General features: G+C 67.2%; 19 protein-coding genes. 14 read left to right on the top strand and 5 right to left on the bottom strand.

The genetic code is table 11. The features are described from left to right. Positions 1-58: 58 nt before the first annotated feature. From CR918_RS20760 to CR918_RS20720, 9 genes are all read left to right on the top strand, one after another. A complete protein-coding gene (locus tag CR918_RS20760) occupies positions 59-421 on the top strand; it encodes a hypothetical protein (RefSeq protein WP_025878359.1) in 363 nt (120 codons plus the stop codon). Between the two features lie 8 nt (positions 422-429). After that, positions 430-900 (top strand): phage holin family protein, encoded by a 471-nt coding sequence (locus CR918_RS20755; protein ID WP_025878358.1) that lies wholly within the window; start codon positions 430-432, stop codon positions 898-900. Beyond that, the gene (locus tag CR918_RS20750; RefSeq protein ID WP_025878357.1) at positions 897-1,334 is read left to right on the top strand and encodes a hypothetical protein; all 438 of its coding nucleotides are present in this window, start codon (positions 897-899) and stop codon (positions 1,332-1,334) included. The genes CR918_RS20755 and CR918_RS20750 overlap by 4 nt, the downstream gene beginning before the upstream one ends. Before the next feature lie 67 nt (positions 1,335-1,401). After that, a complete protein-coding gene (locus tag CR918_RS20745) occupies positions 1,402-2,508 on the top strand; it encodes an AI-2E family transporter (RefSeq protein ID WP_025878356.1) in 1,107 nt (368 codons plus the stop codon). Positions 2,509-2,605: 97 nt separating this feature from the next. Beyond that, positions 2,606-3,076: a hypothetical protein gene (locus tag CR918_RS20740; protein WP_032978295.1), complete on the top strand. Its 471-nt coding sequence runs from the start codon at positions 2,606-2,608 to the stop codon at positions 3,074-3,076. A 62-nt stretch (positions 3,077-3,138) separates the two neighbouring features. Next, positions 3,139-3,867 carry an HAD family hydrolase gene (locus tag CR918_RS20735; protein WP_025878355.1) on the top strand — a complete coding sequence of 243 codons (729 nt, stop codon included), beginning with the start codon at positions 3,139-3,141 and terminating at the stop codon, positions 3,865-3,867. Positions 3,868-3,870: 3 nt separating this feature from the next. After that, positions 3,871-5,238 (top strand): leucyl aminopeptidase family protein, encoded by a 1,368-nt coding sequence (locus tag CR918_RS20730; RefSeq protein ID WP_099786212.1) that lies wholly within the window; start codon positions 3,871-3,873, stop codon positions 5,236-5,238. A gap of 168 nt (positions 5,239-5,406) precedes the next feature. Then, a complete protein-coding gene (locus CR918_RS20725; RefSeq protein WP_099844677.1) occupies positions 5,407-6,513 on the top strand; it encodes a catalase family peroxidase in 1,107 nt (368 codons plus the stop codon). Then, a complete protein-coding gene (locus tag CR918_RS20720; protein WP_025878352.1) occupies positions 6,510-7,046 on the top strand; it encodes a cytochrome b in 537 nt (178 codons plus the stop codon). Before CR918_RS20725 ends, CR918_RS20720 begins: the two co-directional genes overlap by 4 nt. 516 nt (positions 7,047-7,562) lie before the next feature. Here CR918_RS20720 and CR918_RS20715 read toward each other — a convergent pair. The 3 genes from CR918_RS20715 to CR918_RS20705 are packed head-to-tail and all read right to left on the bottom strand — an operon-like array spanning position 7,563 to position 9,718. Further along, positions 7,563-8,165: a response regulator transcription factor gene (locus tag CR918_RS20715; protein ID WP_025878350.1), complete on the bottom strand. Its 603-nt coding sequence runs from the start codon at positions 8,163-8,165 to the stop codon at positions 7,563-7,565. After that, the gene (locus CR918_RS20710; protein ID WP_025878349.1) at positions 8,162-9,376 is read right to left on the bottom strand and encodes a sensor histidine kinase; all 1,215 of its coding nucleotides are present in this window, start codon (positions 9,374-9,376) and stop codon (positions 8,162-8,164) included. The genes CR918_RS20715 and CR918_RS20710 overlap by 4 nt, the downstream gene beginning before the upstream one ends. A gap of 6 nt (positions 9,377-9,382) precedes the next feature. Next, entirely contained in the window at positions 9,383-9,718 is a 336-nt protein-coding gene (locus tag CR918_RS20705) for an ATP-binding cassette domain-containing protein (RefSeq protein WP_275539735.1), read from the bottom strand. Between the two features lie 202 nt (positions 9,719-9,920). On the opposite strand from CR918_RS20705, the gene CR918_RS20700 reads away from it, so the two are divergent. The 5 genes from CR918_RS20700 (at position 9,921) to CR918_RS20680 (ending at position 17,761) form a co-directional block, all read left to right on the top strand. Then, positions 9,921-11,168, top strand: coding sequence for an efflux RND transporter periplasmic adaptor subunit (locus CR918_RS20700; RefSeq protein ID WP_032978286.1), 1,248 nt, complete (start codon positions 9,921-9,923; stop codon positions 11,166-11,168). Positions 11,169-11,285: 117 nt separating this feature from the next. Continuing rightward, positions 11,286-11,975 (top strand): ABC transporter ATP-binding protein, encoded by a 690-nt coding sequence (locus CR918_RS20695; RefSeq protein WP_025878346.1) that lies wholly within the window; start codon positions 11,286-11,288, stop codon positions 11,973-11,975. Positions 11,976-11,989: 14 nt separating this feature from the next. Next, positions 11,990-13,147 carry an ABC transporter permease gene (locus CR918_RS20690; RefSeq protein ID WP_088100730.1) on the top strand — a complete coding sequence of 386 codons (1,158 nt, stop codon included), beginning with the start codon at positions 11,990-11,992 and terminating at the stop codon, positions 13,145-13,147. Between the two features lie 13 nt (positions 13,148-13,160). Then, positions 13,161-14,477, top strand: coding sequence for an ABC transporter permease (locus CR918_RS20685; protein ID WP_025878344.1), 1,317 nt, complete (start codon positions 13,161-13,163; stop codon positions 14,475-14,477). A 425-nt stretch (positions 14,478-14,902) separates the two neighbouring features. Further along, a complete protein-coding gene (locus CR918_RS20680; RefSeq protein WP_099786214.1) occupies positions 14,903-17,761 on the top strand; it encodes a TonB-dependent receptor plug domain-containing protein in 2,859 nt (952 codons plus the stop codon). A 135-nt stretch (positions 17,762-17,896) separates the two neighbouring features. Here the strand turns inward: CR918_RS20680 and rarD are convergent, their stop codons facing one another. Then, positions 17,897-18,796 carry an EamA family transporter RarD gene (gene rarD, locus CR918_RS20675; protein WP_025878342.1) on the bottom strand — a complete coding sequence of 300 codons (900 nt, stop codon included), beginning with the start codon at positions 18,794-18,796 and terminating at the stop codon, positions 17,897-17,899. Further along, positions 18,793-19,698: a drug/metabolite exporter YedA gene (gene yedA, locus CR918_RS20670; protein WP_025878341.1), complete on the bottom strand. Its 906-nt coding sequence runs from the start codon at positions 19,696-19,698 to the stop codon at positions 18,793-18,795. Before yedA ends, rarD begins: the two co-directional genes overlap by 4 nt. Positions 19,699-19,729: the final 31 nt, after the last annotated feature.

Genomic DNA, 19,729 nt, shown 5'->3' with positions numbered 1-19,729 from the left:
ACGTCCAGGTCGGCCAAGCGCCGATCGCCCGTTCCCCCATCGCAACAGGAGTGATTCGATGAGCCCCACCAATACCGAGAACCTGAAGGACCACCTGGGTGAAGCCGGTTCCCACCTGAAGCAGGCCGCCAGCGCTGCCGGCGGTGCGATCAAGGGCGCTACCGGCGCCGCGACCGACGAACTGCGCATCGGCAAGGCCAACGTCAAGGCTGAACTTTCCGACAGCGCGCTGTCGGGCCTGGCTGCTGCCGAGTTCGGTGGTGCCGCCGCCAAGGAACAGGTCGACGCGCTGATGGACAAGGGCAAGGACCTGATCGACAGCGCTGCTGAGCTGATCCGCGAACGTCCGCTGGCCTCGTTCGGCGTGGCCTTCGCTACCGGCTGGATCATCGCCAAGCTGGCCCGCGGCAGCGACAAGTAAGCTGCGGCGTGAGCGAAGACACCACGCAACGTCCTGATCCGGCGGCCACGCCGCCGTTGGACGAAAGCATCCGCCAGGTCGGCGCAGCCGGCCGGGCGACTGCCGATTCGGCCAAGCACTCACTGCGTTCGCTGCGCCGGTTGGCGTCGGCGGACTTCGCGCTGGCGCGCAGCGCGTTCGGCCGCGCATTGGCCTGGGCCGGCGTCGCCATCGTGTTCGGTGCGTCGGCCTGGCTGTTGCTGGCCGCCACCCTCATCGCCCTGCTGCAGAGCTTCGGCCTGAGCTGGCTGCAGGCCCTGCTGATCACCTCGCTGCTGAGCCTGGCCGTCACCGGCTATGCGATCTGGCGCGTTTCCTACTTCTTCCACCACACCGGCATGCACGCCACCCGGCGTCAGTTGTCCCGGTTGGGCCTGTTCGATGAGCCCACCGATGATGATCCCGATGCCGGCGTGCAGATCCCGGAGGGCAAGCCATGAAGTTCGGTGCACTGCAGCGGCGTGTGAAACGTTGCGAACAGGTGATGGCCGTGCGCCTCGGCGAGACCCAGGACCACTGGAACGTGCTCAGCCAGGTCTGGCGACAGGGCTGGTCGCCACTGCGCATCGTGGTGGTGGGTCTGGCCGGCGGGTTCATCGCCGGCAAGCTGGAGGTTCCAGGCAAGGTCAACGGAGCGCGTTGGCTGCAGATGGTCGGTTCGGTGTCCAGCCTGTTCGCCAGCGCCCAGGCCGCGTTTGCTTCGGTGGTGGCGGCGCAGGCGGCGGAAACCGCAGACGATGCCGCCGACCAGGTGGATGAGGCGGCCGGGCCGCCACCCGCCGCTGCGGCACGACCGGCAGCACGCCCGGTGGCCGAGCCCGAGCTGCGCGAGCCCCGTCCGGCCGAAGCGGCGACCGAGATGTCCGAACGTTGACGAACCTTACCCGCCGCGTTGATCGCGGCGGGCCGATAATGGGCCTCTCTTTCTGGTCGGTGCGTCGATGAGCGAGTCCCTGTTGTCCCCGTCGTCGCCTGCGCCGGACGAGTCCGCACCCCTGCCGCCGCCCTCGCGCCCACGTGGCCCGATGTCGCTGGTGATCCTGGCGACCCTGGCCGTGGCGTTCACCCTGTGGGCGGCGCAGGACATCATCCTGCCGGTCCTGCTGGCGATGTTCTTCGCCCTGGTCGGCAACCCCATCCTGCGCCTGCTGCAGAAGCTGTGGATTCCGCGCGCGCTCGGCGCTCTGCTGGTGCTGGGCGCCGGCCTGGGCGTGACCGGTGCGTTGGCTGTGCAGCTGATCGGCCCGGCGATGGACTGGGCACAGGAAGCACCGCAGCAGCTGCGCAAGGTTGCGCGCCAGGTGCAGGACCTGACCAAGCCGGTGCAGCAGGCCAACCAGGCCGCAGAGAATTTCGCGCGCGTGGCCGGCGGCGACGGCAACCGCAAGGTGCAGGTGATCCGCACCCAGCTGGACGACCCCTACCGGATGCTCACCCGTGCGCCGCGGCTGGCCGCCTCGGTGCTGGCCGTCGTGCTGCTGACGCTGTTCTTCATGATCTACGGCCAGAGCCTGCAGCGTGCAGCGATCGCCCTGTTCCCGAACCGGCAGCAGCAGCGCTTTACCAGTGACATCCTGCGCTCGATCGAGCATGAGGTGTCGCGCTACGTATTGACCATCAGCGTGATCAACACGGTGGTCGGCCTGCTGTTGGCCGGGGTGCTGATGCTGCTGGGCATCGGCTTGCAGGAGGCGCTGCTGTGGGGAACCGTGGCGGCGCTGTTGAATTTCGCTCCCTATGTCGGCCCGCTGCTCGGCGTCGCATTGATGCTGCTGATGGGCTTTGTCGAGTTCCGCGACCCGCTGCAGGCATTGCTGCCTGCGGCCGCCTACCTGGCCCTGCATACCCTGGAAGGGCAGCTGGTGACGCCGATCGTGCTTGGCCGGCAGATGAAACTGTCACCGCTGGTGCTGATCCTGGCGCTGATGGTGTTCGGCTGGGCCTGGGGCATGATCGGCCTGCTGCTGGCGGTGCCCCTGCTGGTCTGCATCAAGCTGGTGCTGGCGCGGCTGGACGGCATGCACGGCTGGGCGCGGCTGCTGGAGTGAGGCGCGCTCCATCGACGGGCGTGCGGGGAGAGGAACGGTGGGACGGCGAAGGCTGGCAGAATATGCGCCCGCTTTTTCCCAGGATGGAACCCTCCCCATGTTCTCTTTCGCGCGTCGATGCCTCGCCCTGACCTGCCTGGCCGCCCCCGCCTTCGCCGCGGCCCCGCCCAGTGCGGAAGTGGCCCGCACCCAGCTGGTGGAGGCCATCACCTGCCAGCGCCATCTCACGCCCGAACAGTTCGATGCCATGGCCAAGGTGCTGATGCCCGCCGGGGCCAAGACCAGGGACGAGTACGACGACGGCTACACACTGGCCTCGCCGCTGATGGTGCTTGGCCTGCCGGTGACCCACGTGACCTCCTACGACGGCTCCAGCGGCGAGGATGGCGTGGACAGTTACACGGCGTACTTCGGCAGCGCGGAAATCAGCAAGGTCGCCGCCTTGGCGAAGATGCCGCCGCCGGTGGCCGGTGGCTACCGGCGCGAAGTGGGCAGGCATGACCTGAGCGTGGATCGCGTCGATGGCCAGACCGTCCTGTACTGCTCCTACGACCTGCGCAGCCACTGACGGCGGCAGCGCCTGCCCGCCGCGCGCATGAAAGCCCGCGCGGGCAGGCGTAGAATGGCGGGGTGAAATTCCCTGTCCTTGCCATCACCCTCGACCTCGACGATACGCTGTGGCCGTTCGCTCCGATCGGCGCCCGCATCGACCAGGTCCTGTTCGACTGGATGCGCGAACACAGCCCCGCCACCGCCGCGATGTATCCGGTGGCGGCCATGCGCGAACTGCGCGAGCGCTCGTTCCGCGACAACCCCCACCTGCATTTCGACCTGAGCGCGCTGCGCCGGCTGACGATCCAGGAGGCGCTGGAAAACAGTGGCGCCAGCCTGGATCTTCTGGAGCCGGCGTATGAAGTGTTCTACGCCGCGCGCAACCAGGTGGAGTGCTACCCCGATGCACTCGACGCACTGGCGCGTATCGCCGCGCGGGTGCCGGTGGCCGCGTTGAGCAACGGCAACGCCGATCTGGAACGGATCGGCCTGGCCCATCACTTCAGCTTCCAGCTGGGCGCCCGCGAGCATGGCGCGGCCAAGCCCGAAGCGAGCATTTTCCACGCTGCCTGCGACCGCCTGGGCGTCGCCCCGGCGCAGGTGCTGCACGTGGGCGACCACGTCGAGATGGACGTGGCCGGCGCGATGGCTGCCGGCCTGCGCGGCTGCTGGATCAACCGCGAAGCGGCCACCTGGAACCATCCGCAGCTGCAGCCTGACCTGCAGTTCGACACCCTCACCGGCCTGGCCGATTGGCTCGATGCCAACCTCGACGCCGCCGACGCTGACGCATCCCGGAGTACCTGACGCATGAGCGAGATCACTGGCTTCACCGCCGACACCACCGCCGCACTGCCGCTGCACGTGCTGGACCGCAGCCAGTTCGAGGCGTGGAAGAACAGCCAATCCGCTGCCACCCAGGCGTGGTTGAAGTCGCAGGGCTTCACTGCGGGCGCGCATTCGGTTGCGCTGCTGCCCGGCGCCGATGGCCTGGCTGGCGCGGTGATCGGCGTCGGTGATCGTGCCGATGCCTACAGCTACGCCCATGCACCGCATGCCCTGCCGGAAGGCAGCGTGTGGCAGCTGGCCAGCGAACTGCCGGCCGCCGAGCAGGCGCTGCTGCAGCTGGGCTGGGGCCTGGGCAGCTACCGATTCGACCGCTACCGCAAGCGCAACCGCGCGCCGGCCCAGCTGGTGGCTGCACCGACCGGCGAAGTGGCCGACCTGATCGCCGCCAGCCTGCGCGTGCGCGACTGGGTCAACACGCCGACCGAAGACATGGGCCCGCAGCAGCTGGAAGACGCCGCGCGTGCCCTGGCTGAAGCGCATGGCGCGCAGGTGGAAGCCATCACCGGCGACGAACTGCTGGCGCAGAACTTCCCGGCCATCCATGCGGTGGGCCGTGCCTCGCACCGTGCGCCGCGGCTGATCGTGCTGCGCTGGGGCAAGGAGACCGACCCGGCATTGGCACTGGTCGGCAAGGGCGTGTGCTTCGATACCGGCGGCCTGGACATCAAGCCGGCCGATGGCATGCGCAACATGAAGAAGGACATGGGCGGCGCCGCACACGCGCTGGCCCTGGCCGGGCTGGTGATGGCCCAGCAGCTGCCGGTGCGCCTGACCCTGCTGGTACCGGCCGTGGAAAATGCGATCGGCCCGGATGCCTTCCGCCCGGGCGAAGTGATCGCCACCCGCAAGGGCCTGAGCGTGGAGATCGACAACACCGATGCCGAAGGCCGGGTGATCCTGTGCGACGCGCTGACGTTCGCCGGTGAGCAGAAGCCGGACCTGGTGCTGGACTTCGCCACGCTGACCGGCGCGGCACGCATCGCGCTGGGCCCGGACCTGCCGGCGCTGTTCAGCAACGATGACACGGTTGCCCAGCAGTGGCTGCAGGCTGGCGACGCCACCCGTGACCCGGTGTGGCGCATGCCGCTGTGGCGTCCGTACCTGCGTTACCTGAGCAGCGGCATCGCCGACCTGGCCAACGCCGGTTCGCGCATGGCCGGCTCGGTCACCGCCGCGCTGTACCTGGAACGCTTCCTGGAAGACGGACAGCGCTGGGCACATCTGGACGTGTATGCCTGGAACGATGGCGAGCGCCCGGGCCGCCCGGCCGGTGGCGAAGCTCTGGCCCTGCGTTCGGCGTGGACGATGCTGAAGGCACGTTACAGCTGATGGAGCTGCCGGGCATGGCCCGGCGCTACCCATGCCGGTGGGTGCCGACCTTGGTCGGCACTGCATCACCCTGCAAATCTGACGAAAAATTGAATTTCGGCCCCGGCCGGGTTCTGCGAGGATGTGGTGGTCGCCCACCCACACATCCGTGAAGGCAGGACTTCGATCATGTCGCTCTTCCGCTACACCCGCGCCGGCCAGGAGCCGAGCGCGCCGCGCCGGCATTCGCCCTTGCCCTGGATCGCGCTGATCGCACTGATCCTGGGCATCGTTGCCCTCGCCTTCGCCTGGCTGGCCGGTTGGATCGGCCGCGACCGGCTGACCGCACAGCGCTTCACCGACACCATCGAGGCCACCGGCCCTGCACATCCCGGCTTCCGCCGCGCGCACAGCAAAGGGGTGTGCGTGAGCGGCTGGTTCGAACCCAGCGCACAGGCGCCCACGCTGTCCAGCGCACGGGTGTTCTCACAGGCGAAGGTTCCGGTGCTGGGCCGGCTGTCGATCGGCGGCGGCGATCCGCACGGCGCCGATGGCAGCGCGCGTGTGCGCAGCATCGCCGTGCAGCTGGTGGGCGATGACGGGCAGGAATGGCGGATGGCGATGAACAGCTTCCCGTTCTTCGCCGTGCCCACCGCCGAGGCGTTCTACGAGCAGACCCGCGCGCAGATTCCGGATCCGGCCACCGGCAAGCCCGACCCGCAGAAGATGGCGGCCGTGCTGGCCAGGTACCCCAGCGCACAGGCCTTCCAGCAGTGGGCCAAGAGCGCACCGTGGACCAGCAGCTGGGCCAACACCACCTTCAACAGCGTCAACAGTTTCTGGTTCACCAACGCGCAGGGGCAGAAACGCGCGGTGCGCTGGCGCTGGCAGCCGCAGGCGCCGCTGGTGGAGATGGATGCAGAGGCACGCAAGCAGGCCAATGTCGATTTCCTCAGCCAGGAACTGCAGCAGCGCTTGGCCACCGGCCCGGTGCGCTGGAACCTGGTGGTCAGCCTGGCCGCGCCGGGCGATGCCATCGATGATCCCTCGGTGCCGTGGCCTGAATCGCGCGAACAGGTGGTGGCGGGCGTGCTCAGCCTCGACCGCATGCAGTCGCAGGAAGAAGGCGCCTGCGGCCAGCTCAACTTCGATCCGCTGATCGTGCCCAGCGGCGTGCGCGGCAGCGACGACCCGATCCTGGCTGCGCGCTCGGCGGTGTATTCGCAGTCGTTCAACCGCCGCGAGCGCGAGCGCGCCAGCGGTGCGGCGGCACAGACGAAGGGGGACGCACGATGAGCACCGGCAACGGCCACTTCAACCTGCTCGCCCGGGTGCTGCACTGGTCCATGGCGCTGATGATCATCGCCATGCTGTTCATCGGCGTGACCATGGTCGCCTCGCTGCACCTGCGTCCCATGCTGATCGACCTGCACCGGCCGCTGGGTATCGCCATCCTGCTGCTGGCGGTGCTGCGCCTGTACAACCGCCTGCGCCATCGCCCACCGCCGCTGCCAGCGGATCTTCCCGCGTGGCAGGTGCTGGCGGCGAAGGCTTCGCACTGGATGCTGTACGCGTTGATGCTGGCGATGCCGCTGATCGGCTGGGCGATGCTGTCGGCCGGCGGCTACCCGATCGTGCTGGGCGGTGGCCTGCACCTGCCGCCGATCGTGCCGCACACGCCAGCGCTGTACGCCGCGCTGCGCAATGCGCACAGCCTGCTGGCCTATGTGTTGTTCGCCACGGTGCTGATGCACGTGGGTGCGGCGCTGTTCCACCTGTGGGTGCGCCGCGATGGCGTGTTCCAGGCGATGGCACGCGGGAAGGATTGAATGGGTTCGCCGGGGGTTCCCGGCTGCCCTTTTTCGCGACTGCGGAGGGGTGTCACTTTTCTTTTCGCGCGAAAAGAAAAGTAACCAAAAGAAACGCGCCGCCAGCCACGAGCCGGCGTGCTTCGCACGCCGGTGCCCTGTGCTCCTCGGTCCGCCGAGGGACGGCGCGGAACTCGCTGCGCTCAGACACCCGCGCCTCTGCGCCCTCGCCGGACCTGCGGTGCTCGGCTCGCTTGAAGGCGGACCCAACGTCAAAAGCCGCAGCTGCACCCAGTAGATCCACGCCATGCGTGGATGCCTTTGCCGTTGATCTTGACCTTCCATTCCGCCTTCTAGCGAGCCGAGCATCGCAGGGGAATCAGGGGCGAAGAGGCGCCGATGTCTGAGCGCAGCGAGTTCGGCGCCGTCCCCTGATTCACCGAGAAGCGCAGGGTACCGGTGCGCAGCACCGGCTCGCGGCCGGCGGCGTGTTTCTTTGGTTACTTTCTTTGCACGAGCAAAGAAAGTGACGCCCCCCTACAACCACCCCTTCTGCCGCGCCAGCCGGTACGCCTCGATCCGGTTGGCCACGCCCAGCTTGCCAATGCATTCGGACAGGTAATTGCGCACCGTGCCGTGCGACAGCCCCAGCTGCTCGGCGATCTCGCTGGCGGTGCGGCCCTCGCCTGCCAGGCGCAGTACGCGGCGCTCGCGGTCGGTCAGCGGGTCGGCCTGCGACCACGCATCCAGCGCCAGCTGCGGATCGATCGCACGGATGCCCTGCTTCACCTTGCGCAGTGCCTCGGCCAGGTTCTCGGCCGGTGCATCTTTCAGCAGATAGCCCAGTACACCCGCTTCCAATGCGCGACGCAGGAAACCGGCACGGGCGAAGGTGGTCACGATCACCACCTTGATCGGCAGTTCATGGCGGGCGATGCGCTGGGCCAGTTCCAGCCCGCTCAGCCCCGGCATCTCAATGTCGGTGACCAGGATGTCCGGCTGCAGCTGCTGCAGCATGCGCCAGGCGGCTTCGCCGTCGGCAGCACTGCCCAGTACCTCGATATCCGGTTCCAGGCCCAGCAACGCCGACAATGCGCCGCGCACCATCGCCTGATCTTCGGCCAGCAGTATGCGGATCATGCCGCGCCTCCCTGTGCCAGCGATGCCGGCGACAGCGGCGTAGTCGCGGCCACCAGGGGCACGCGCACGGTCAGCAGCGTGCCTTCCCCGCGCGGCGACTGCAGCGTCAACTGGCCACCCAGCGCCGCTGCGCGCTCACGCATGCCACACAATCCGTTGCCCTCGGCCTGCACGCCACCACGGCCGTCATCGCGTATCTGCATCACCAACTGTCGGTCCTCAAGCATGAAATCCACCTGCACCCGGGTCGCCTGCGCGTGGCGCACGATGTTGGTCGCCGCCTCGCGCAGCACCAGTGCCAGCCCACGCTCTACCTCCACTGGCATCGGCGGCGGCGGCATGTACTGCAGGTGTACCTGTTGGCATTCCAGCAGCAGGCGTGCCGAGGCCAGTTCGCCGGCCAGGTCGCTGGCGCGGATGCCGGTGACCGCACTGCGTACCTGCGCCAGCGCCTCGCGGGCAATGTCCTCGGCCTCGCCGATTTCCTGCCGGGCACGCGCGTCATCGCGGTCGTACAGCTTGCGCGCCAGTTCCAGCTTCAGCGTGATCAATGACAGCGTATGCCCCAGCAGGTCATGCAGATCACGGCCGATGCGCTCGCGCTCGGCGGTGGTCGCCAGGCGCCGCACCTCGTCCTGGGACAGCTGCAGGGCAACGTCACGCTGATGGCTCAAGGCCTCCACGTTGACCACCAGCCCGACAATGAACGATACCGCCGGCATCCACACCATGGCCTGCCACGGATAACCGAAGTAGAGCGCGGTGCTGCAGAACAGGAGATTCAGGCCAGTGAGCTGCAACAGGTACACCCACCAGCCGCCGCGGCTGCTCATGCGGATCATCACGCAGCCGAACACGAAGTAGCTCAGTCCCGACGGATACCACGGCAGCAGCACCAGGGCCATCGCAATCATGCCCAGCGCGTAGCGCCAGGCGTGGTGCCGTGGCGCCAGCATCACCCTGGCATAGAACAGCAGGAACAACGGATAGCTGGCCAGCGTCAGCAACAGCCAGCGCAGCGTGAAGCCATTCCCGAGCACCGGGGTGAGGAAGATCCAGACCGACCACAGCAGGTGGATCGCACCACTCCAGGGCGACTTGCCACGCCGCAGCAGTTCGGCCACCGCCGAATCCGGGGCAGGGCGCAGCAGGGACGCAAGCCAGCTCGGTGGCACGGAAGATTCCAGGCGAGGACGATCGCTGCCGATCATGCCAGTTCAGCCGACCCGGCGCAGGCGCCGGCGCGCCTGCGCCACCAGTTCATCCACCTGCAGCATCGGCGGCAGGCTGGTGCTCTGCAGCATCACGCCGAGGCCGAGCCGATGATCGCGCTGCTGCGGATCACCGCCCAGCAGCTCGACCTGGCCGGCGTCGGCACGGCGCAGGCCCAACAGCACGCTGATCGCGGTACTCTTGCCGGCACCGTTGCGGCCCAGCAGGGCCAGTACCTGGCCAGCGCGCGCCTGCAGGTCGATTCCGTGCAGGGCGGTATGGCCGCGGTAACGCACCTGCACCTGCTGCAGGCGGGCCAGCGACGGAGCGATCGTATCCATGGGCGGTACCGGTAGCGGGGACGTTGCCATCCTGTGCCGCCGTGGTCACATTTCGCAGTTGCCGCCGTCAATGACATCGGATGACAGCTGTCACTGCCATCGCCGATGCACCTGCCTTCATGCTGTGCCGCACGCTCCACCGCCGGAACCGCCGCTGCCTGCCCTTCCGGTCACACCCGCCCGAACGCCTGTGATGGAACGAATGAACGCTTCTGCCGAGCTGTTGAAGGAACTCCGTATCGACCGCAAGTCGCCGCCGCCCGCCTCCAGTGGCGGCAGTGGTGGCCGCCGCTGGCTGTGGATCGCCGTGGCCGTGATCATCGTGCTGCTGGCCGGTGGTGCATTCGCACTGTTCGGCCGCGCGCCCACCGTGGAAGTGGACACCGCGCCGGCGGTGGCCATCCAGCAGGGCAGCGCCAGCAGCTCGGTGCTCGACGCCAGCGGCTACGTGGTCGCCCGGCGCATGGCCACGGTGTCGGCCAAGATCACCGGTAAGGTGCGCGAGGTGATGATCGAAGAAGGCATGCGGGTGGAACAGGGGCAGATCATGGCCACCCTGGACCCGATCGATGCCGACGCGCAGCGCAACCTGTACGCCTCGCAGCTGCAGGCCGCACGCAGCCAGGTGGTCGGCCTGGAAGCCCAGCAGAAGCAGGCCGCCGCTGAAGCCAGCCGCCTGCAGGCGCTGGTCGGCCAGCAGCTGGTCTCGCGTTCGCAGTACGACCAGGCCGTGGCCCAGCGTGACAGCCTGCGTGCGCAGCTGGAAACCGCACGACGCAACGTCAAGGTTGCCAACGACCAGCTGTCCATCGCCGACCTTGGCGTGGACAACAACATCGTGCGCGCGCCGTTCTCCGGCGTGGTCACCGCCAAGGCCGCGCAGCCCGGCGAAATCGTCTCGCCGCTGTCGGCCGGTGGTGGCTTCACCCGTACCGGCATCGGCACCATCGTCGACATGGAATCGCTGGAGATCGAAGTGGAGGTCGGCGAAGCCTTCATCGGCCGCGTGCAGCCGAAGATGCCGGTGGAAGCCACGCTCAACGCCTACCCGGACTGGAAGATCCCGGCCGAGGTGATCGCCATCGTTCCCACCGCTGACCGCGGCAAGGCCACGGTGAAGGTACGGGTCGCACTGAAGGTGAAAGACCCGCGCATCGTGCCGGAGATGGGCGTGCGGGTCAGCTTCCTGGAACAGGCCAAGCCGCAGACCGAAGCCAAGCCACAGGGCGTGCGCGTTCCGGCCACTGCGGTGGTCGAGCGTGAGGGCGCGTCGGTGGCCTTCGCACTGGGCGATGACAACCGTGTGCAGCAACGCACGGTCGAGGCGGGCCAGGCGATGGGCAAGGACCGCCAGATCCTCAAGGGCGTGAGCGCGGGGGAGTCGGTGGTGGTCAACCCGCCGGACACCCTGCGCGACGGCACCAGGGTCAAGCAGAAGCAAGCGCAGTAACGGCCCGGCGCCCGCATGGCGCCACCGGCAGTACCGCTGGAAAGCACCACTGTTCGACGCGTGCCGGCCGTTGGCCGGGACGCATCCCCGTTTCCCGCCTTTCGTGGAGAACCACCCATGTCGACCCTGGTTTCACTGCGCAACATCACCAAGACCTACCAGCGTGGCCCCGAAAAGGTGCAGGTGCTGCACGGCATCGATCTGGATATCGCCAGCGGCGATTTCGTCGCGCTGATGGGCCCGTCCGGTTCCGGCAAGACCACCCTGCTCAACCTGATCGGCGGCCTGGACAACCCCACCGGCGGCGAGATCAGCATCGAAGGCGAGCGCATCGACCAGATGAGCGGCGGCCAGCTGTCGACGTGGCGCAGCCACCATGTCGGCTTCGTGTTCCAGTTCTACAACCTGATGCCGATGCTGACCGCGCAGAAGAACGTGGAACTGCCGTTGCTGCTGACCCACCTCAGCGCGGCGCAGCGCAAGCGCAATGCCGAGATCGCGCTGACCCTGGTCGGCCTGGCCGACCGCCGCAGCCATCGCCCCAACGAACTGTCCGGCGGCCAGCAGCAGCGCGTGGCGATCGCCCGCGCGATCGTCTCCGACCCGACCTTCCTGATCTGCGACGAACCCACCGGCGATCTTGACCGCCAGTCCGCCGAAGAGATCCTGGGCCTGCTGCAGCAGCTCAACCGCGAACACGGCAAGACCATCATCATGGTCACCCATGACCCGAAGGCTGCCGAGTACGCCACCCACACGGTGCACCTGGACAAGGGCGAGCTGGCCGACGCGCCGCTGGCCCACTGACGGAGGCCACAGCGATGAAATACTTCTCGTTGGTCTGGGCGCAGCTGTTCCGCAGCCGCACCCGCACCCTGTTGACCCTGCTGTCGGTGGTGGCCGCGTTCCTGCTGTTCGGCATGCTCGACTCGGTGCGCGTGGCGTTCTCGTCCGGTGGCAGCGTGGAAGGTGCCAACCGGTTGGTGGTGGCTTCGCGCCTGTCGATCACCCAGTCGCTGCCGATCCGCCTGGAAACGCAGATCCGCCAGGTCAGCGGCGTGCGCGATGTCACCTACGGCATGTGGTTCGGCGGCATCTACCAGGACCCGAAGAACTTCTTCCCCAACTTCTCGGTGGCGCCCAACTACTTCGATGTCTACCGCGAGCTGCAGATCGACCCGGCGCAGCTGCAGGACTGGCAGCAGACCCGTACCGGCGCGATCGTCGGCGAGACGCTGGCCAAGCAGTTCGGCTGGAAGATCGGCGACACCATCCCGCTGCAGGCCACCATCTTCCCGCGTGGCGGCAGCAACGACTGGCCGCTGGAACTGAAGGGCATCTACCGCTCGAAGGATCGCGCACTGGCGGCCAATGAAGAACGCCAGTTGATGATGAACTGGAAGTACTTCGATGAGTCCAACGACTACATCAAGAACCAGGTGAGCTGGTACACGGTGACGCTGGACAACCCGGAGCAGTCGTCGAGGGTGGCGCAGGCCATCGATGCGATCTCGGCCAACTCCGACCACGAAACCAAGACCCAGACCGAATCGGCGTTCCAGCAGGCGTTCGTGAAACAGTTCGCCGACATCGGCATGATCGTCACCTCGATCATGGGCGCGGTGTTCTTCACCCTGCTGCTGTTGACCGGCAACACCATGGCCCAGGCGGTGCGCGAGCGCGTTCCGGAACTGGCCACGCTGAAGACGCTGGGCTTCAAGGACAGCACGGTGCTGACCCTGGTGATGGTCGAATCGGTGCTGCTGATCGGCCTCGGTGGACTGATCGGCATGGGCCTGGCGGCGCTGATCCTGCCGGCCATCAGCCCCAAGAGCATGGGCATGCTGCCGCCGCACGTACCGACGCCGACCTGGCTGGTGGGCACCGTCCTGATCGTGGTGATCGGCATCGTGGTCGGGCTGCTGCCCGCACTGCGCGCCAAGCGCCTGAAGATCGTCGACGCGCTCGCCGGCCGCTGAAGAGGACACCGACATGAACAAGCTCAAGAAGTGGCTGGGGAACGCGGTGACCGTGCTGCTGCTGGTCGTTGGCCTGGTGGTTTGGATCAGCCTGCCGTGGATCGGTGTCGCTGCCATCGCGGTGCTGCTGGGGCTGTGGCTGGCGCTCACCCGCAGTGGCCGGCTGGCCCTGGCCGCCACCCGCATCGGCATCGCCAGCCTGCCGCAACGCTGGGGTGCCTCCTCGGTGATCGTGGTCGGCATCGCCGGCGTGGTCGGCGTACTGGTCGCGATGCTGGCGATGGGCGAAGGCTTCCAGGCCACGCTCAACAACACCGGCGATGACACCACCGCGATCGTGCTGCGCGGCGGTTCGCAGGCCGAGACCAACTCGGTCATCACCCGCGAACAGGTCCCGACGCTGTCCACCCTGCCCGGCATCACCCGCGATGCGCAGGGGCGGCCGCTGCTGTCGCCGGAACTCTCGCAGGTGGTCAACCTGGTGTCCAAGGCCGATGGCACCGACGTCAATGCGCAGTTCCGCGGGGTCGGCCCGCAGGCGTGGGCCGTGCATGACAAGGTCAAGATCGTCGAAGGCCGCCGGTTCGCCGCCGGCCTGCGCGAGATCGTGGTCGGCCAGGGCGCCAGGAGCCAGTTCCGCGACATGGATGTTGGCAAAACGCTCACCCTGGGCAACCAGACCTGGACGGTCGTGGGCGTGTTCGCTACCGGCGATGCGCATGACTCGGAACTGTGGACCGACGCCGACACGCTGGCCACCACCTACCAGCGCAGTGCCTGGCAGTCGATCAGCGTGCGTACCGACGGCAAGGCCGGCTTCGAGCAGTTCAAGGCCGCCGTGGCCGCCGATCCGCGCCTGAAGCTGGACGTGGAAACCACCCGCGTCTACTACAGCAAGCAGGGTGGTGGGTTGACCAAGCTGATCGACATCCTCGGCAAGGTGATCGGCACCATCATGGCCGTAGGCGCTGTGTTTGGTGCGCTCAACACCATGTATGCCGCCGTGGCGACGCGCGCACGCGAGATCGCCACCATGCGTGCGATCGGCTTCCGTGGCCTGCCGGTGGTGACTGCGGTGATGCTGGAAACCATGCTGCTGGCCCTGCTCGGCGGACTGCTTGGCTGCGCGGTGGCATGGCTGCTGTTCAACGGCTACAGCGTGTCCACCATCGGCAGCAACTTCAGCGCGGTAGTGTTCAAGTTCCATGTATCGCCGGAACTGCTGTGGAGCGGGCTGAAGTGGGCGCTGGGCATCGGCCTGGTGGGTGGGTTGTTCCCGGCACTGCGCGCGGCACGCCTGCCGATCACCACGGCGCTGCGCGAGACCTGAGCATCACGCATTGATTGAATGAACGTTGCGCAGGGGACGGAGCGAAGGCTCCGTCCCTTTTTTTTGCACGTCATCCACGCATGGCGTGGATCTACTGGCCCATCCGCATGGTGTGGACGCCGACGTTGTTGCAGTAGATCCACGCCATGCGTGGATGGATGCGTGTACGCACGCAACAACGATTACAGATTGCGCAAACACCGCCGCTATCGGTGCCTCTGCCCATCGCAAACGCAGCGCGCGTGACGTTGCGCACAGTGCACCTGTGGATTGTTGGTTGCGATTCATTTTCGCGGCGTTACAGCGCGCGCGGACAAACAGTTACCGATGAAAACACTCTAGAATCCGGCCCCCACGTTGGTTTGCAGCACCCCACGCGTCCATAGAACGGATGCATGTTTTTTCTGAAACACGAGATTTCACGGATGTCCCTGAAGACCACCCCGCTGCGCAACGCGATCGTCATCGCGCTGGCCGCCAGCTGCACCACGCCCGCTTTCGCACAGGAAGCCGGCGATACCCCCACCAACCTCGACCGCATCGAGATCACCGGCTCGCGCATCCGCCAGGCCAGTGTCGAGACCGCGCAGCCGGTGGTGGCACTCAACCGCGCCGACATCGAGAAGAAGGGCTACGTCAACGTTGCCGACATCCTGCAGGACGTCACGGCAGCCGGCGCACCGAGCCTGAGCCGTTCGTCCTCGCTGAGCTCCTCGCGCGATTTCGGCGGCATGTATGTCAGCCTGCGCAACCTCGGCCCGGAACGCAGCCTGGTGCTGATCGACGGCCGCCGCATGGGCGTCAGCGCCGGCGGATACTCCGACCTGGCCTCGATTCCGTCGGCGATCGTGGAACGCGTCGAAGTGCTGACCGATGGCGCCTCGGCGCTGTACGGCTCGGACGCCATCGCCGGCGTGGTCAACATCATCACCCGCAAGAACTTCGACGGTGGCGAAGCCAGCGTCTATGTCGGCCAGTACGGTGAAGGCGACGGCCAGAAGCGCTCCTACAGCGCCACCTTCGGCAAGACCTTCGACCGCGGCTGGTTCAGCGTTGGCGCCGAGCGCACCAAGGAAGACGAGATCCTCGGCGATGCGCGCGAGTTCAGCCGCTACCCGGGTGGCCCGCGCCATGCCGACGACGTCGACGCGCTGAGCCCGACCACCCAGTGGGGCACGGTCACCGTCGGTGGCAAGCCGCTGACCGTGGGCCCGGGCGGCGACCCGAGCAGCGCCGGCAACTTCCACACGCCGGATCCGGCTGACGGCGCCAACGCCAAGACCAACATGAGCCTGCTGAGCGGCCTGGAGCGCACCTCGGTGTTCGCCAACGGCGGCTTCTCGATCACCGACAACCTGCGCATCGTCGCCGATGCGCTGTACAGCAAGCGCGAGTCGACCAAGCACCTGGCCGGCTACCCGTACTCGGTCTCGGCTGCGCAGTCGCGCAACGGCACGCGCGCTGCGCTGTCCAAGGACAGCACCTTCAACAAGTGGGGCCAGGACGTGCTGTTCTCGCACCGCACCGAAGAGCTGCCGCGCGGTACCGAGAACACGCTGGAAACCAAGCGTGCCAGCCTCGGCCTGGAAGGCAGCTTCGAAACCGGTTCGCGCTACTGGGACTGGAACGTCAGCTACATGTACAACCGCAATGAAGGCGAGCGCGTTGGCACCGGCAGCATGTACCAGCCGAACGTCAACCTCGCCGTCGGCCCGTCCTTCATGGACGGCGACGTGGCCCGCTGCGGTACGCCGGGTGCGGTGATCGCCGGCTGCGTGCCGTGGAATCCGGCTGCGCCGATGGGCTACACCGGCCCGGGCTCGCTGGGCAACCAGGACGTGCAGGACTACCTGTTCACCCGCTTCGTCGACAAGGTGCGCAGCACCACCAAGGTCGCCAGCGCCAACATCTCCGGCTCGCTGTTCACCCTGCCGGCCGGCGACATCATGGGCGCGATGGGCTTTGAGCACCGCAGCGAAGAAGCCAGCTACACCCCGGACCTGATGGTGCAGAAGGGCCAGATCGCCGGCACCACCGGCCAGCCGACCCGTGGCGACTACTCGCTCAACGAGGTCTACCTGGAAATGCAGGTGCCGCTGCTGGCCGACATGGCCTTCGCCCGCGAGCTGTCGCTGGACCTGGCCGGTCGCTACACCGACTACAACACCTTCGGTTCGACCACCAACAGCAAGTTCGGCCTGAAGTGGAAGCCGATCGACAGCCTGCTGGTACGCGCCACCTACGGCACCGGCTTCCGTGCACCGACCGTGGACGATCTCTACGGCGGCGCGGTTTCCAGCCGCGATTCGTTCACCGATCCGTGCGACACGAAGTTCGGCATCGCCGCCAGCAGCCCGACCGTGGCAGCACGCTGCCAGGCGCTGAACGTGCCCGCCAACTTCCGTCAGCAGACCGGTTCGGACGGCAACCTTGCCAACCGCCCGGGCCAGCAGGCCACCTCCGATTTCAACTCCGGTTCCAACCCGGAACTGAAGCCGGAAACCGCCAAGACCTGGACCGTCGGCCTGGTCTACAGCCCGGAATTCGTGCAGGGCCTGGACGTCAGCCTGGACTGGTGGAAGATCCGCATCGACAACGCCATCGTGGGCGAGTCGGCTACCGACATCCTCAACCAGTGCTACGTGCAGGGCGTGGATTCGGCATGCGGTCGCTTCACCCGTTCCACCGCTGCGGCCACCCGCGGCCAGGTTTCGGCGCTGGACCGTTCGCTGGTCAACGCCGGCTACCGCGAAACCGCCGGCTATGACATCGGTGTGCGTTACCGCCTGCCGGAAACCGCATACGGCAAGTTCGCCATCAACTGGAACACCACCTACACCGACTACCTGGAGCAGCGCAACGACAGCGCCGCCACCACCCCGGTGGAGCAGCGCGTGGGCTGGGCCGGTGACTTCCGCGTACGTTCGACCTTCAACCTGGATTGGCAGTACGGCAACCTCGGCATCGGCTGGACCGCCCGTTACTACTCGGGCATGAAGGAAGCCTGCTCGTACGATCTGGGCGGTGGCCCGGACTGCAACATGGCCGACTTTGTTTCGCCGTATACCGATGCACAGCCGAGCCGCAAGGTGGGTTCCAACACCTTCCACGACCTGCAGGTGCGTTACAGCCTGCCGTGGGATGGCACCGTGTCGTTGGGCCTGAACAACGTGTTCGACCACCAGGGTCCGATCATGTACAGCCAGCCCAACAGCAGCTTCACCTACTACGGTGGCTTCGACATCGGTCGTTTCATGTACATGAAGTACCAGCAGCGCTTCTAAGCCTGCAACCGCGTTCCCGCCCCGGCCAACTCTCTCCTGGCCGTGGATGGAAGCAGAACGGCGCCCCTCGGGGCGCCGTTCTTTTTTGCGGCGTCGGATCCCTTTGCATCGCGAAGGGATCTGACCCCGGAGGCGCTACCGTTTCGCGCCGCGCATCGCCCGTACGTTGTCACCGACGTACAGGACCAGGCCGGCCCAGATCGCCGCAAAACCAATCGCCTTGCCGGTGTCGAACGCTTCGTGGAAGAAGAACACGCCCAGCAGCAGCTGCAGGCTCGGTGCGATGTACTGCAGGATGCCGACCAGCGACAGCGGGATGCGCTTGACCCCGTAGGCGAAGCCGATCAGCGGCACCGCCGTGATCACCCCGCCGAAAATCAGCATCAGGTCGTTTGCCCAGCCCCAGCCACCGAAGAAGCCACCGCCATGGCCGTTTTCCGACCACAGCGCGAAGCCCAGCGCGGGCAGGAACAGGTACAGGCTTTCCACGCCCAGCCCGGCCACCGGATCGACCGACACCAGCTTGCGCAGCAGGCCGTACAGGCCGAACGAGCACGCCAGGCCCAGCGCGATCCACGGCGGCGTGCCCGCATCGATGGTCAGCCAGGCCACGCCCACCGCGGCGATGGCTACCGCCAGCCACTGCACGCGGCGCAGGCGCTCCTTCAGCACCAGCACGCCCAGCAGAACGTTCACCAGCGGGTTGATGAAGTAGCCCAGGCTGGTTTCGATCACATGTCCTGCGTTGATCGCCCAGATGTACAGGCCCCAGTTGAAGGCGATGGTCAGGCTCGATACCGCCAGGATCGGCAGCGCGCGCGGTTGCGCGGCGATCTTCTTCCACCAGCCCAGCCGCGAGGCGATCAGCAGCCAGGCCACCACCAGCACGGTGCTCCAGATGATGCGGTGGGCGATGATCTGGAACGAAGGCACTTCGTTGAGCAGATGCCAGTACACCGGCACCAGCCCCCACAGCACGAAGGTGGAGGCAGTGATCAACAGGCCCCGTCGCTGTTCTTTCTCGTCCATGCTCATCGCTTGCGTGTCCTTGCCATCGTCAGTACCACCACACCCAGAAGTATCACCGCCATGGCCAGGAAGTCGCGCCAACCAAAGCGTTCACCATTCAATGCAGCCCCCAACAGGACAGCAATCACCGGATTGACGTAGGCATAGCTGCCGGCCAGCGCCGGGCGCACGTTCTGCAGCAGCCAGACGTAAGCGGTGAACGCCACGATCGAACCGAACACGCACAGGTAGGCCATCGCCAGCAGGCCACCGCTGTCGGGCAGGGTGGTGGGGCGCTCGCCGACGACCAGGCCGATCAGCACCAGCAGCACGCCACCGCAGATCATCTGCCCGGCCGCCGTCATGAACGGCCCCGGCAGGTCCTGCCCGCGTGCCCACACCGAGCCGAACGCCCAGCCGACCGGCGCGATCAGCAGCAGCACCAGCCCGGTGGGCGATGCGGTCAGGCTGCTGCCGGCGTTGAGCCAGACCACGCCGACGAAGCCAACGGCGATGCCCAGCCATTCGCCCTTGCTGGCATGCTGCCCGCGCAGGGCCGAGAACAGCGCCATCCACAACGGCACCGAGGCCACCGCGGTGGCGGCCAGGCCGGATGACACCTCGCGTTCGGCCAGCACCACCATGCCGTTGCCCAGCACCAGCATGGTCACGCCCATGATGACCAGGTTGCGCCACTGCCGCAGGGTGGGTCTGGGCATCTTCCAGAACAGGCGCAGCGCCAGGTACATCAGGCCGCCGGCAATGATGAACCGGCTGCCGGAGACCATCGTCAGTGGCAGCGCGCCGCCATGCAGGGCCTTGGCGATGCCCAGGTAGGTCGAGCCCCAGACCACGTAGACCAGCAGCAGTGCCAGCACGACAAGGCCGCCCCGTGGGGCAGCCGCAGACGGAACGGGGGGAGCCGACATGACGCACCAGGGAGCTGGGGGAACACGGATT

Source organism: Stenotrophomonas indicatrix, assembly GCF_002750975.1.
Classification (GTDB): domain Bacteria; phylum Pseudomonadota; class Gammaproteobacteria; order Xanthomonadales; family Xanthomonadaceae; genus Stenotrophomonas; species Stenotrophomonas indicatrix.
Note: the sequence above shows the minus strand (reverse complement) of the source record. Positions and strands in the feature narration are given on the sequence as shown.